At 38.7% G+C, this 14,795-nt stretch carries 14 protein-coding genes; 11 read left to right on the top strand and 3 right to left on the bottom strand.

The annotated features are described in order from the left end of the window. Positions 1-75: 75 nt before the first annotated feature. From J0J35_RS09110 to rpmB, 3 genes are all read right to left on the bottom strand, one after another. Positions 76-1,746 carry a DAK2 domain-containing protein gene (locus J0J35_RS09110; RefSeq protein ID WP_019292681.1) on the bottom strand — a complete coding sequence of 557 codons (1,671 nt, stop codon included), beginning with the start codon at positions 1,744-1,746 and terminating at the stop codon, positions 76-78. Further along, positions 1,746-2,108 (bottom strand): Asp23/Gls24 family envelope stress response protein, encoded by a 363-nt coding sequence (locus J0J35_RS09115; RefSeq protein ID WP_026063759.1) that lies wholly within the window; start codon positions 2,106-2,108, stop codon positions 1,746-1,748. Before J0J35_RS09115 ends, J0J35_RS09110 begins: the two co-directional genes overlap by 1 nt. A gap of 291 nt (positions 2,109-2,399) precedes the next feature. Further along, the gene (rpmB, locus tag J0J35_RS09120) at positions 2,400-2,594 is read right to left on the bottom strand and encodes a 50S ribosomal protein L28 (RefSeq protein ID WP_003133678.1); all 195 of its coding nucleotides are present in this window, start codon (positions 2,592-2,594) and stop codon (positions 2,400-2,402) included. Between the two features lie 181 nt (positions 2,595-2,775). Here rpmB and J0J35_RS09125 point away from each other — a divergent pair, with 181 nt between their 5' ends. The 11 genes from J0J35_RS09125 to J0J35_RS09175 all read left to right on the top strand — a co-directional run bounded on the left by J0J35_RS09125 (position 2,776) and on the right by J0J35_RS09175 (position 14,791). Then, the gene (locus J0J35_RS09125; RefSeq protein WP_173816927.1) at positions 2,776-3,426 is read left to right on the top strand and encodes a DUF1129 domain-containing protein; all 651 of its coding nucleotides are present in this window, start codon (positions 2,776-2,778) and stop codon (positions 3,424-3,426) included. A gap of 103 nt (positions 3,427-3,529) precedes the next feature. Further along, entirely contained in the window at positions 3,530-5,848 is a 2,319-nt protein-coding gene (locus tag J0J35_RS09130; RefSeq protein ID WP_206916708.1) for an HAD-IC family P-type ATPase, read from the top strand. A 151-nt stretch (positions 5,849-5,999) separates the two neighbouring features. Then, on the top strand, positions 6,000-6,869 hold the full coding sequence (gene rfbA / locus J0J35_RS09135) for a glucose-1-phosphate thymidylyltransferase RfbA (RefSeq protein WP_019292678.1): 870 nt from the start codon (positions 6,000-6,002) through the stop codon (positions 6,867-6,869). Beyond that, a complete protein-coding gene (locus J0J35_RS09140) occupies positions 6,870-7,466 on the top strand; it encodes a dTDP-4-dehydrorhamnose 3,5-epimerase family protein (RefSeq protein WP_019292677.1) in 597 nt (198 codons plus the stop codon). 280 nt (positions 7,467-7,746) lie between these two features. Beyond that, positions 7,747-8,790 (top strand): dTDP-glucose 4,6-dehydratase, encoded by a 1,044-nt coding sequence (rfbB, locus tag J0J35_RS09145; protein ID WP_019293029.1) that lies wholly within the window; start codon positions 7,747-7,749, stop codon positions 8,788-8,790. 15 nt (positions 8,791-8,805) lie between these two features. Then, positions 8,806-9,702 carry a dTDP-4-dehydrorhamnose reductase gene (gene rfbD / locus J0J35_RS09150; protein WP_019291773.1) on the top strand — a complete coding sequence of 299 codons (897 nt, stop codon included), beginning with the start codon at positions 8,806-8,808 and terminating at the stop codon, positions 9,700-9,702. A gap of 110 nt (positions 9,703-9,812) precedes the next feature. Continuing rightward, positions 9,813-10,964, top strand: coding sequence for a beta 1-4 rhamnosyltransferase Cps2T (gene cps2T / locus J0J35_RS09155; protein WP_153924341.1), 1,152 nt, complete (start codon positions 9,813-9,815; stop codon positions 10,962-10,964). 21 nt (positions 10,965-10,985) lie between these two features. After that, positions 10,986-11,927: a glycosyltransferase family 2 protein gene (locus tag J0J35_RS09160; protein ID WP_019291775.1), complete on the top strand. Its 942-nt coding sequence runs from the start codon at positions 10,986-10,988 to the stop codon at positions 11,925-11,927. Beyond that, complete coding sequence (locus J0J35_RS09165) at positions 11,924-12,733, top strand: ABC transporter permease (RefSeq protein WP_019291776.1); 810 nt, start codon at positions 11,924-11,926, stop codon at positions 12,731-12,733. The genes J0J35_RS09160 and J0J35_RS09165 overlap by 4 nt, the downstream gene beginning before the upstream one ends. Positions 12,734-12,743: 10 nt before the next feature. Continuing rightward, positions 12,744-13,904 carry an ABC transporter ATP-binding protein gene (locus J0J35_RS09170; protein WP_019291777.1) on the top strand — a complete coding sequence of 387 codons (1,161 nt, stop codon included), beginning with the start codon at positions 12,744-12,746 and terminating at the stop codon, positions 13,902-13,904. Further along, positions 13,904-14,791, top strand: coding sequence for a polysaccharide pyruvyl transferase family protein (locus J0J35_RS09175; protein ID WP_242534012.1), 888 nt, complete (start codon positions 13,904-13,906; stop codon positions 14,789-14,791). The genes J0J35_RS09170 and J0J35_RS09175 overlap by 1 nt, the downstream gene beginning before the upstream one ends. Positions 14,792-14,795 lie beyond the last annotated feature (4 nt).

Raw genomic sequence — 14,795 nt, forward strand, 5'->3', positions numbered from 1 at the left:
TGAATAAAAAAAGAATGTTTCACGTGAAAACAAATACACAAAAAAACTAGCTTTGAGAGGCCAGTTTTTTGTGTTTTATTCTACAGAGAAAATGTATGGATAAACAGGTTGCTTACCGTCATGAATCTCTACTTCGAGTTCAGGGTAACGTTTTTCTAGTTCTTTGGCAATACGTTCGGCATTTGATTTTTTACCATCTTCACCAATATAAATTGCTGCAATTTCGCTGTCTTCATCAATCATTTTTTCAAAAGCAGCAAAGATAGCATCGTTCATTTTTTTGGTTGATGCGACAATTTTATTATTGACCATGCCAAGTGTATCTTTTTTATGGATATCAATACCATCAATATTGGTGTCACGAATAGCTTGTGTCACTGAACCAGATTGTACGTCTGCTAATGAAGCAGTCATATTTTCTTTGTTTTCTTCAATTGATTTTGTTGGGTCAAAGCTGAGCAAGGCAGTAAAACCTTGAGGAACAGTTGCTGTTTCAATCACTTCAACAGGGATATCTGAAACTTCAGCGGCAGATTTGGCAGCCATGAAGATATTTTTATTATTTGGAAGAATAATAACTTTTTCGGCATTGACAGCTTCAATAGCTTTGAGGATATCTTCTGTTGATGGGTTCATTGTTTGACCACCAGAAACCACATGCTGTACACCCATTTCACGGAAAATATCAGCAAGACCATCACCAGCAGCGATGGCAATCAAGCCCCAGTCAGATTTAGAAGTAGAAGTGCTGATGTTGTTTGTTTTTTCTTTTTCAGCAACGCCTTCGTTTTGGAGGCGCATGTTGTCAACTTTAACCTTAACCAGACGACCATATTTAAGCCCTTCTTGCATGACAAGACCAGGATCTTCAGTATGGACATGGACTTTAACGATTTCTTCGTCATCAACAACTAAAAGTGAATTACCGATACCTGCCAAGTAAGCTTGGAAATTATCGTGATCATAACTCTCACGGGCTGTTGGACCTTGGCCTAACTCGACCATAATCTCTGTACAGTAGCCGTATTTAATATCGCTTGTAGAAGCACCCGCAACACTTGTTTCAGACTCGTGTTCAAGGTTAATCATGCGGTCCATGGCACCTAAACCTTGCTCAGGATTTTCAGGGACGAATTCACCGTTGAGAGCCATCAAGAAGCCTTCGTAGATATAAACCAAACCTTGACCACCTGAATCGACAACGCCAACTTCTTTAAGGACTGGCAACATGTCTGGTGTTTTCGCTAAAGCGATTTTAGCTCCTTCAAGAGCAGCTTCCATAATAGCTGTTGCATCGTCAGTCTCATTAGTTTTACGATTTGCAAGTTCTGCAGCACCGCGTGAAACAGTTAAGATTGTACCTTCAACAGGTTTCATAACCGCTTTATAAGCGACTTCAACACCATTTTGCAAAGCGTTAGCTAAATGAATACCATCAAGTTCATCGTAGTCTTTGGCATATTGTCCAAAACCGCGGAAGATTTGACTAAGGATAACACCAGAGTTACCACGAGCGCCCATGAGCAAACCTTTGGAAAGGATTTGAGCAACTTGTCCAACAGTTTCGGCTGGTTTTTCAGCGACATCTTTGGCACCATTTGTGATTGTCATCCCCATGTTTGTTCCTGTATCTCCGTCTGGGACAGGAAAGACATTCAGAGAATTGACATATTCAGCTTGTTCGTTAAGGCGACTTGCTGCCGCCTGAATCATTTCTTGAAATTTACTTGCGTTAATATTTGACACTAGTCTTCGACCACCTTCACATTTTGTACATATACATTGACTTTAGCTGCTACAATGCCAAGTTGATTTTCCAGATTGAAACGGATACGTTCTTGGATGTTTTTGGCAACTTCGCTAATTTTAACACCATAGCTGACAACAACATAAACACCAATGATTGTTTGGTTATCGGTTGTCGTAACGACAACACCTTTAGAATAGTTTTCTTGTCCGAGGATATTACGGAAATTGTCTTTTACAGCATTTTTGCTTGTCATGCCGACAACGCCGAAAATTTCAGTAGTGCTTGCACCTACAACAGTAGCGATAACATCTGTTGCAATGTCAACATTACCATGTTGAGTATTAATAGTAACGGTCATTTTCATATGCGTGCTGTTGAATCATACAGCACTTTCCTCCATAATAATTTATGTATCACTTCATTTTATCATAATTTTGTAAAATAGAACAGTTGTTTTATTGGTTTTTTGGTCAATTTAGCCTTGTAAGTGCTTTAGGGGAGGGGGTCTTAAGTCGAAAGAGTTTTAGAAGATGAAAAAACCAAAGATCAACCGTTAATTATGACCTTTGGTTTTTAAAGTGTTGGAGAAAGAGAAGAAAATAAAAAAGACCAGTAAATAAGATTCACTAGCTTTCTTTATTTTATCCAATTATACACGCTCAACGCCTGCAGGCAATTTTTTCAATGCTTTAGCTGAAGCCCATACAGTTTTGAGTTCACCGTTTTCAAGAATTTGAACTTTTTGAAGATTAGGTTTAACTACACGTTTAGTTTGGTTCATAGCGTGTGAACGGTTATTACTTGATACAGTCTTACGACCAGTAAAATAACATTCTTTTGACATGGTTTGGTTCCTCCTTAAAAATTTTATGCTTTTTTTAAAGAGCATCTCTAAAAATTCAGATCTGAAACACAATTCTTACAGAAACCCTCAAAATAACATACCAAATTAGTATAACATTTTTTTATTAAAAAAATCAAGTTTTATTTCCAAATTTCACCAAAATTTTTATATAATAGGAGATATGGAAAATCTAATCGAGCAACTCACTGCCAAAAATAGCGAATATGTACATAACGTAACAAAGCAATTGATGCTTTTAGGAAAATCAGACGAGGAAATCAAAAAAATACTCGCTGAAATCTTGCCGAAAATCATCGAAGGACAAAAGGAAGGTATTCTGGCCCGCAAATTATTAGGGGCACCAATGGAATTTGCGACACAGTATAAACCTGAGGAAGATAAGGTAAAACGTCAGGAAACAGCGAAAAATGAATCACCCTTCTTGATGTGGCTAGATAGTGCTTTACTTTTCTTTGGTGTGATTTCAGTGGTTATGGGACTGATGGGTCTCTTCCAGCCACAAGCAAGTGTTTACGGTCTATTGACAACGCTGGCTTCTTCCGCTCTCGCTGGTTTGGTGATGTACTGGATGTATAAATATTTTTACAGTGCACAACGCCCACAGAAAAAAGGCAAAGGTTTTGCGATGTTAGCTGTTGCGATGGTGGCATGGGCAGGCGTTTCTGTCTTGGTCGCTCTCTTACCAAAATCCATCAATATTGTACTTGCTCCGTACATTACAATTATTCTCGGGGCAGCCGTGATGGGGATTCGCTTTCTTATTCAACGTAAATTCAATGTGCAGTCTTCGATGGCACGTCAAACAAAGTAAACTAATTAACCCCGTCCTCATTGTGACGGGGTTTTATTTCGAAAATGTAAGGTATTTGCTTCTCTAATAATGTTAGGATAGAATAAGAGTTAGGAGAGAGCTTATGTCATTTAAATATGAAGGTTTGTCACAAAAAGAAGTTGAAAATCGTTTAAAATCAGGTCAGGTCAATATCGCAAAGAATGAGAGCAGTAAAACATATGGCCAAATTTTTGCGAGTAATTTGCTGACTTTTTTTAACTTAATCAATATTTTCCTTTTTATTCTAGTGCTTTCAGTGGGCTCGCATCGAAATGCGCTTTTCATTATTGTTGTTGCAGTGAATGCAGGAATTGGTTTATATCAGGAAATTAAAGCACGTCGCTTGCTCGACAAGCTCTCTTTATTGAATACAAGTAAGGTCAAGACTTTTCGTCAAGGGAAACAGATTGAATTAAAACAAGAAGAGCTTGTGCTTGATGACATTATTCTTCTGGGACTTGGAGATCAAATTCCATGTGACTGCCAAATCATTGAAGGGCAAGTGGAAGTAAATGAAGCTTTGCTTACCGGAGAGGCTGACGCGCTGACTAAAAAAGCAGATGCAGAACTTTTTTCGGGTAGTTTTGTCACAAGCGGGACAGCTGTTGCACGGGTTGTTCATGTAGGAAAAGACAATTATATTCATCAATTAGCCCATGAAGCTCAAAAAATAAAGAAACAGAAACGAATGTTGCGTGACAGTTTAGCAAAAGTTGTACGTATCGTAAGTTTCATTATGATACCCTTGGGAATTTTGCTTTACCTCAAGTTGTTTTATGTCATTGATACGGGCCACAAACAAGCCGTTCTAGGAACGGTTGCTGCCCTAGAGGGTATGTTCCCACAGGGGTTGATTTTATTGACCAGTATGGCTTTAACGTTGGGAGTTATCAACTTAGTGAAGCAAAAAGTTTTGGTTCAAGAGCTGCATACGATTGATGCGCTTGCACGAGTGGATGTGCTGTGCTTGGATAAGACAGGGACCATTACGACGGGTGAAATGAAAGTGGAAAAGATTGAGAGTCTGACTGAACATTCTGAGCCACACATTGTCCATGTCATGGGGAATCTTCTAGAAAACCTCCCAGATCAAAACGTCACTGCACAAGCCTTAAGGAAGTATTTTGCTTCATTAAAGGATTACAATGTTTCTCAAGTGTTGCCATTTTCTTCTGAAAGGAAATACAGCGCAGTTGAGTTTACAGAAGGGACCTTTTATTTAGGTGCTTGGCAGTTTTTGTTTCCAAAGGGAAATGCCGTGTTAGAACAGCACGCACAAAAGTATGCAGAAAAGGGTTATCGTGTGTTAGTCTTGGCCTGCTCAAAACAAGCACTTGATAGAGACCGACTTCCTGAAGCCCTAACTGCAGAAGCGCTCATTGTTATTTCTGATGTTTTGCGTGACGATGCTAAACAGACTCTGGCCTATTTTAAAAAGCAGGGTGTACGTTGTAAAATCATCTCAGGAGATGATCCTGTAACAGTATCGGCAATTGCGAAGGCTGTTTCCTTACCGGATGCCGAGCAGTATGTTGATGCCAGTCAACTAAAAACAGAGGCAGAACTGGAGTTTGCAGTAGAAAATTTTCAAATTTTTGGTCGTGTCTCCCCACAACAGAAAAAAATGATGGTGCAAATCCTGAAGAAGCAGGGGCACACAGTAGCGATGACTGGAGATGGTGTCAATGATATTTTGGCCTTTAAGGAAGCTGATTGTTCGATTGCCATGCGCGAAGGTAGTGAAGCAGCGAAACAAACCGCCAATCTTATTTTGATGGATAATAACTTCTCGGCGATGCCGTATATTGTTAATGAGGGGCGACGCGTAATTAATAACTTAACCCGTACAGGATCTTTATTAATGGTGCGGATGATGTTTTCGATAGCGTTAACTGTGTTGACTTTATTTGCGGGGAGTGTCTATCCTTTTGAACCAATCCAACTTACTGTTTTGACCGCGTTTTTTGTCGGAATTCCCTCTTTTTTCTTGAGTTTTGAATCAGACTTTTCAAAAGTTGAAGGCCGTTTTTTGCGGACGCTGTTTGAGCGTGCGTTTCCTGTGGGTTTTAGTATTGCTGTTGGTGCAATACTTATCGTTACAATAGGCGGAGTCTTCGGTATTACACATCCTGAACTTGCGATGATGACGGTTCTCTTTTCTGCATGGAACTACGTTTTGATGCAACGCAAGATATTTTGGCCTATTAAGCGCTATCGTTTATGGATTTTCACAATCACACAGCTTTCGTTTTTTGTAGCTTTAATTGTGGGTACGGATTTTCTTAATTTAGCATGGCCGAGTCCGCTTCACTTTACATTACTTATCCCATTTCTGATTGTTGCACCTCTTGCACAATATTTACTGACAAAGGGAGCCTTATTCATGTTTAAAAAATTATAATTGAAACATACTAAACAAAAGGTGCTAGAGCGTTGCTTCTAGTCCTTTTTGCTCCTACCTCGGGCAGAATTAGAATGAAATAAAAGTAAAAATATGCTATAATTATGCTGATTAACTATAATAAAATAGAAGAAATAAAGTGAGGTACCTCATGAAAGGGATTATTTTAGCAGGTGGATCAGGAACGCGTTTGTATCCACTGACTCGTGCAGCAAGTAAACAATTGATGCCCGTCTATGATAAACCAATGATTTATTATCCATTATCTACACTGATGTTGGCTGGGATTAAAGATATTTTGATCATCTCAACACCAGAAGATACACCGCGTTTCCAAGAACTCTTGCAAGATGGTTCTGAATTCGGACTAAATTTGCAGTATGCTGTTCAACCAAGTCCAGATGGTTTGGCTCAAGCTTTCATCATCGGCGAAGACTTTATTGGTGATGATTCGGTTGCCCTTATCTTGGGTGACAACATTTATCATGGCCCAGGAATGTCTAAGTTACTTCAAACTGCTGCAGCCAAAGAAAAAGGCGCAACTGTGTTCGGTTACCAAGTGCCAGACCCAGAGCGTTTTGGTGTTGTTGAGTTTGACGAAGACATGAACGCTGTTTCAATTGAAGAAAAACCTGAGGTACCAAAATCTGACTACGCAGTAACAGGGCTTTATTTCTACGATAATGATGTTGTAGAGATTGCTAAAAACATCAAACCTTCACCACGTGGAGAGTTGGAAATCACAGATGTGAATAAGGCCTATCTTGAACGTGGTGATCTCTCTGTCGAACTTATGGGGCGTGGCTTTGCATGGCTCGATACAGGAACACATGAAAGCTTGCTCGAGGCAGCGCAATATATTGAAACAGTTCAACGTATGCAAAACGTTATGGTTGCTAACCTTGAAGAAATTGCATGGCGTATGGGCTATATTTCTGAAGAAGCCGTACGTGAACTTGCACAACCGCTTAAGAAAAACGCATACGGTAAATATTTACTTAAATTGGTAGGTGATAAATAAATGACGGATAACTTTTTTGGAAAAGAACTTGCAGCACGCAAAATTGAAGCTATTCCAGGTATGTTAGAATTTGATATTCCGGTTCATGGTGATAATCGCGGCTGGTTTAAAGAAAACTTTCAAAAAGAAAAGATGCTTCCACTCGGTTTCCCAGAAAAATTCTTCGCAGAAGGAAAATTACAAAATAACGTTTCTTTCTCACGTAAAAATGTTTTGCGCGGTTTACACGCTGAACCATGGGACAAATATATTTCTGTAGCAGATGGTGGACGTGTTTTGGGCTCATGGGTAGATCTTCGTGAAGGCGAGAGCTTTGGTCATGTTTACCAAACAGTGATTGATGCCAGCAAGGGTATTTTTGTACCACGTGGCGTTGCCAATGGTTTCCAAGTTTTAAGTGATACTGTTTCTTACTCTTACTTAGTAAATGACTATTGGGCTTTGGAACTTAAACCAAAATACGCTTTCGTCAATTATGCAGATCCAACTTTAGGTATTGAGTGGGAAGATCTTGCACATGCTGAAGTGAGTGAAGCAGACAAAAATCACCCACTGCTTGCAGATGTAAAACCCCTAACCGCAGATTTACTCGGCTAAAATGAAGGCCAAACATCTACAAAGTAAAAGAATACTAGAGTTTTGGCAAGTGAATAAGGAAAATGAACAACCTGTGTGGGTAAAGAAGGCCTTTGCTTCAGGTGGATTTTCTTGGTTAAATGATAAAACATTACGTATTGTTAATACTGGTGGTTTGATCAAGATTAACGCTGCTCAAGATGAATTTCTGGTGTTTAATGGCAAATATTTAAAATTGTGTCAGCGCAGAAATTCAAACAAGACTATCGCTTGCAATAAAAAATATACTAGAGGAAAAACAATGACTGAATTTAAAAATATCGTAGTCACTGGTGGTGCTGGATTCATCGGTTCAAATTTCGTACACTACGTTTATAATAATCATCCAGATGTACATATTACCGTTTTAGATAAATTAACGTATGCGGGAAATCGTGCCAATATTGACATGATTCTTGGAGATCGTGTAGAGCTTGTCGTTGGTGATATTGCAGATCCAGAGATTGTGGATCAGGTTGCTTCCAAGGCAGATGCGATTGTGCACTATGCGGCAGAAAGCCACAACGACAACTCACTTAAATCACAAGATGAGTTTATCCAAACGAACTTTATTGGGACATATACGTTGATTCAAGCGGCACGAAAATATGATTTACGCTTCCATCATGTATCGACAGATGAAGTTTATGGTGATTTGCCTTACCGCGAAGATTTACCAGGACATGGCGAAGGCGAAGGTGAGAAATTCACTGATAAAACACCTTACAATCCATCAAGTCCTTACTCTTCGACTAAAGCAGCATCGGACTTAATTGTCCGTGCTTGGGTACGTTCATTTGGCTTGAAAGCGACAATTTCAAACTGTTCAAATAACTATGGACCTTACCAACACATCGAAAAATTTATCCCACGTCAAATTACAAACATTTTATCAGGGATTAAACCAAAACTTTATGGCGATGGTAAAAATGTGCGTGACTGGATCCATACAGAAGACCATTCTTCTGGCGTTTGGACAATTTTGACCAAAGGCCGTATGGGTGAAACTTATCTTATCGGAGCCGATGGCGAAAAAAATAATAAAGAAGTTTTAGAAGAAATCTTAACGGAGATGGGACAAGCACCTGACGCTTATGATCGTGTAACTGATCGTGCTGGCCATGATTTGCGCTATGCTATCGACAATACAAAACTTCGTACAGAACTTGGCTGGGAGCCTAAACACACAGACTTTGAGTCAGGCTTGAAGGCAACAATTGATTGGTATACTGAAAATCAAGACTGGTGGAAGGCAGAAAAAGCTGCTGTTGAAGCAAAATATGCTGAAAGCCAAAAAGTTCTCTAAGATAAAGGAATAAATATGATTTTAATTACTGGTGGAAATGGCCAACTTGGTACTGAGTTACGCCATCTTCTTGATGAACGGGATGTAAAATACTTTGCAGCAGATGTTAATGAACTTGATATTACGGACAAAACTGCTGTTGATGCTTTCTTTGACAAAAATAAACCAGAATTGGTTTATCACTGCGCTGCCTACACTGCTGTAGATAAAGCAGAAGATGAAGGTAAAGCTCTTAACGAAAAAATTAATGTTGATGGCACACGTCATGTAGCTGAGGCAGCTGCTCGTGTTGGAGCAACACTTGTTTATATTTCAACGGACTATGTTTTCAATGGTGATTTACCTGTTGGTCAAGAATGGGAAGTTGATGCGCCAAAAGGCCCTGTTTCAGAATATGGACGTACAAAATTACTCGGGGAGCAAGCAGTTGAAGCATCTGGTGTGAAATTTTATACGATTCGTACAGCATGGGTATTTGGTAGCTACGGACCAAATTTTGTTTTTACAATGCAAAATCTCGCCACTCGTTTTCCAGAAATCACCGTTGTTAATGATCAACACGGTCGTCCTACTTGGACCCGTACATTAGCAGAGTTTATGGTCTACTTGGTTGATCAACAAGCAGAAGCAGGTTATTATCACCTGACAAACGATGCTGCACCTGGAGAAGATGTAACATGGTTTGATTTTGCTAAAGAAATTTTGAAAGATACAGATACAGTTGTAAAACCTGTAGATTCAAGTAATTTCCCATCTGCCGCGAAACGACCATTTAATTCAACGATGAGTCTTGCTAAAGCGAAAGCTACAGGATTTAATATTCCAACATGGCAAGAAGCTCTTGCACAATTGTTGACTATTGGTGACTTAAGAGAAAATAAAGACAAAGTCAAAGGCGAAACAGCAAAATAAATATGGCATCGACAAGTTTTGGAGATGATAAAAAACAGCGAAATTCTGTCTTTAAGGCAGAATTCTCGCTTTGAGAGGTTAAAAGTTTGCGCTTGCAAACGTAGAAAAACATGAAAAAACACATTTTTATTATTGGTAGTCGTGGATTGCCAGCAAAGTATGGAGGGTTTGAGACTTTTGTAGAAGAGTTGGTTAAACACCAAAGTAATCAAAATATTAAATATCATGTGGCTTGTCAAAGCGAGAATTCAGATATAGAAGTTGTGGATGGTCATTTTGATTATCGAGGGGCTGATTGCTTTGTCATTAATGTGCCAAACATTGGACCAGCGCGTGTAATTGCATATGATGCTCTGGCAATTAATGCAGCCCTTAAGCAAATTAAAGAGGAACAAATTATTGAACCAGTCTTCTATATATTAGGAAATACAATAGGTGGCATTATTGGTCACTATGCTCATAAAATTCACAAGGTCGGCGGAAAGCTGCTTGTCAATCCAGATGGGCTTGAGTGGAAACGTACCAAGTGGCCGAAACCTGTGCGCCGCTATCTTAAGCATGCGGAGAAAAAAATGGTCCGTAGTGCGGATATGATTATTAGTGACAATCAAGGTATTCTTGATTATTTACGTGCAGAATATGGTCAGGTCAAGAGTGAAGTGATTGCTTACGGTACAGAGAAGTTCAATTCAAATTTGACAGAATCAGAAACTCTGGTAAAATATAAAACTAGTGATTATTATTTGATTGTAGGGCGATTTGTGCCTGAAAACAATTATGAATTACTCATTCGTCACTTTATGAAAAGTAAAACGAAGAGGGATTTAGTGATTATTACAAATCACGAAGGAAATCCTTATTATGAAGAACTCCGAGCTCAGACAAATTTTGACAGGGATCCTCGGATCAAATTTGTGGGCACAGTTTATGATCAAAATGAATTGCGTTTTATCCGCGAGCAGGCTTTTGCTTACCTGCATGGTCATGAGGTGGGCGGAACCAACCCAGGTCTTCTTGAAGCCATGTGGTCGACTCCAGTCAATGTCGTCCTTGGTGTGAATTTTAATCGGATGACTGCGGGAGATTCTGTCATTTATTTCGATAAGGAAAACCTTTCAAACGTGCTTTCAGAAGTTGAAAAAATAACAACTGATGCACGTCAAAATTTACAAAACAAAGCAAGACTAATTATTGAAGAAAAATACACATGGGAACACATTTGTGCCCAGTATGAAACCTTATTTACAAAAATAAGCGACTGAAACCGAAAGAGGCCTCTCAACATGCCCAAAGTTAATATTTTAATGTCGACTTACAACGGTGAAAAGTTTGTTGCTGAGCAAATTGAAAGCATTCAGAAACAAACATTTCAAGATTGGAACTTGATTATTCGAGATGATGGGTCCAAGGACGAAACCGTTAAAATAATCGAGCATTTTGCCAGTAAAGATCATCGAATTAAAGTAATCAAAGCCAAAAACGTTGGTGTAATTCAATCTTTTTATCAATTGGTAAAAGCTGATATTGCTGATTTTTATTTTTTTGCTGATCAGGATGATTACTGGCTACCAGAAAAATTGGAAATTATTCTGGTAGAAGCAGAAAAGCATGATAGTAATATCCCCACCATGTACTACACGGACCTTAAGATTGTTGATAAACAACTCAATATCTTATCGGAAAGTATGATTCGCAGTCAGTCCGATCATGCCAATACGGAACTGGTTCAAGAACTCACAGAAAACACTGTTACTGGTGGTGCGAGCATGATTAATCATGCTTTAGCACAAGAGTGGCAAACCACTGAGGATATTATCATGCATGACTGGTATTTAGCACTTCTAGCTACCGCAATAGGGAAATTGGTTTACATAGATCAACCAACGCACCTCTATCGCCAGCACGATGCGAATGTTCTGGGGGCAAGAACGTGGACGAAGCGGATGAAAAAATGGTTACGCCCCCATCTTTGGTTTGAAAAGTATTGGTGGCTTATCGAATCTAGTCAAAAGCAAGCACAAAAACTGCTGACAGAGAAACTGGATAAGTTATCATTGTCGAACAAGGTGCTTATCCAAGACTATGTTGATTTGCTCAACATGCCAAAGGAAAAGCGCCGCCAAACACTCAATCAGTACAAGTTACGAAAGAATAAAAGTTTCCATACTAAAATCTTCCGTACTCTGATTCTTACAAAATTTGCATATAAAGGAAAAAATAAATGAATTTCTTCAGCCGTAGAAATCAAATTCTACTTAAAGAACTGATTAAAACAGACTTCAAACTTAGATATCAAGGGAGTGCTATTGGTTATTTATGGTCAATCCTCAAGCCCGTAATGCTCTTCTTGATTATGTATCTCGTATTTGTACGTTTCATGCGTTTTGGTGAAGGAACACCTCACTTTGCTGTAGCACTGCTCTTAGGGATAACCATCTGGAATTTCTTCGGCGAGACAACAGGAATGGGAATGCTCTCGGTCGTAAGTCGAGGGGATATGCTTCGAAAAGTGAACTTTTCAAAATCAGTTATCGTTTTTTCAGTTGCTGTCAACGCTTTTATTAATTTGATGATTTCACTTGCAGTGGTGACTGTCTTTGCCTTCATCAATGGCGTTCAGATGTCATGGACAGTTATTTTTGTCGTTCCACTCTTATTAGAGCTTATTCTTTTTACTACAGGGATTTCCTTTATGCTCGCGACATTTTTTGTCTATTTTAGAGATTTGGGGCCTATTTGGGAAGTTGTCATGCAAGCTGGGTTTTATGGTACGCCGATTATTTATCCAATTACTCAGATTTCAACCAATCATCTTACCGTAGCAAAATTTCAAATGTTGAACCCAATGGCACAAATTATTCAAGATATGCGTTACGTGTTAACCTTTAGTAATAATACGAATCCGACCTTATGGCAACTTTGGGATAATTCATTCGTAATTGCTATCCCTTATGTTCTTTCCGTCCTTGTTTTTGGTTTAGGATTGTGGGTATTCAATAAAAATTCGAATAAATTTGCGGAAATTGTTTAAGGAGGAAAGAATGTCAGAAGTAGCAGTAAAAATAGATCATGTAAGTAAATACTTCCGCCTCCCAACTGAAGCAAGTACGAGTCTACGTACAACTTTGGTCAATCGCATGCGAGGCATTAAAGGATATAAGGAACAACATGTTCTCAAAGATATTGACTTTACCGTTGAAAAAGGTGACTTTTTTGGAATTGTTGGTCGTAACGGTTCAGGAAAATCAACACTTTTAAAGATTATCTCTCAAATATATACACCAGAAAAAGGAACAGTTACCGTTAATGGAAAACTGGTCAGTTTTATTGAGCTTGGCGTCGGCTTTAACCCAGAACTTACAGGTAAAGAAAATGTTTATCTTAATGGCGCAATGCTTGGCTTTTCTACCGAAGAGATCGATCAGATGTATGATGATATCGTGGAATTTTCTGAACTCCATGAATTTATGAATCAAAAGTTAAAGAACTACTCAAGTGGAATGCAAGTGAGATTGGCCTTTTCAGTCGCAATCAAGGCTAAAGGTGATGTACTTGTTCTTGACGAAGTACTTGCTGTGGGAGATGAAGCCTTTCAACGTAAATGTAACGATTATTTCTTAGAACGCAAAGCTTCAGGTAAAACAACGATTTTAGTTACTCACGATATGAATGCCGTGCAAAAATATTGTAATAAAGCTGTTTATATTAAAGAGGGCATTGTTGAAAAAGGTAATATTCAGGATATCACCAATAAATATTCTGAAGATAATCTTGCAAGAAATAACACTTCCGTTGGAGAAGAAGAAACTGTTGCCGCAAAGATTGCAATTGAACCAGTATCTCCTCTTTCGCTTTCAAAACCAGAAGATAAGTTTGTTGGAAAATTAAATGTACAACTTTTTGATGAAACATTGGATAAATCAGATTTATTTATTTCTTACAGCCTTCACGATGTAAAACGTGGTGGAATAATCTACGATAGTGGTTCAATGCCAATACACACAGTAGACACTATTGAAATCCCGATGGAGAATTTTCACAATACCGAATTCGGCTTAGTTGCAACAATCCGGATGAAACGGCGTGTAGCAGAGGATGGGTTCATTGAAACTGAGCTTCTGACTGCCTCGCCGTTACTTAGCTTTGTTTATCGTGATTCTTCAGACAAACGCACTTATGGACTTTTAAAAGAAATCAAATGATGCCAAAAAAGAAAATCAAACTGTATTCATGGAAAGCACCTGGAGGCAGGCCTAACTTTGGGGATGAACTTGGCCCGGAAATTATCCAAAACCTATTCTCTTACCTTGAAGTGGTTTATGAACCAGATATCAGAAAAGCAGATCTGCTCTCTGTTGGGAGCCTTTTACATATTTTACTTGATTTAGAGTATAATCGCCCAACGAAAAAGGTACATATTTGGGGCACTGGTACAATCTATCCACTTCAGGCAGAAGTGGGGTCAATCAAGGAAACATATCCTTTGCACAACTTTTCAGAGCTTAATTTTTCGAAACTAAAATTTCATGCAGTACGTGGAAAGCTTACGCAAGAAGATTTGAAGCTCCCACCCCTTCCACTAGGTGATCCAGGACTTCTTGTTAATAAAGTTTACCAAGAAAGCCCCAATAAAGAAGATAAAATAGGAATCATTCCTCATTTTGAGGAAGCAGACCACCCTTTTATTCAAAAATTGGCTGCAGATCCAAGATTTAAAATTATTGATGTATTGCGTGCACCGCAAGCAGTAATCACTGACATCACCTCTTGTAAACTTGTTTTTTCTTCCTCACTTCATGGATTAATCGTTGCTGACAGTTTCAAGATTCCTAATCTACATATGAATCTCTCAGACCGTCTGGTTGGGGGAGATTTCAAATTTGAAGATTATTATTCAGCAATAGGAAAAGAGCATAAGTTGGCAGACTTGGACTTGATGTTGAATCAAGATTACCAAGAACAACAAATTGCAGCATACTTCCCTATTCAAGGCCTTGAAGAAAAACAGCAAGCCTTATTAAAAGCCTTCCCCTATAGAAGAACAAACTATATTTATTCATTATTAGCTAAACTAAAAATCATTTCATAAGGAG

Origin of the sequence: Lactococcus sp. LG606, from assembly GCF_017309645.1 — a bacterium.
GTDB lineage: Bacteria > Bacillota > Bacilli > Lactobacillales > Streptococcaceae > Lactococcus > Lactococcus petauri.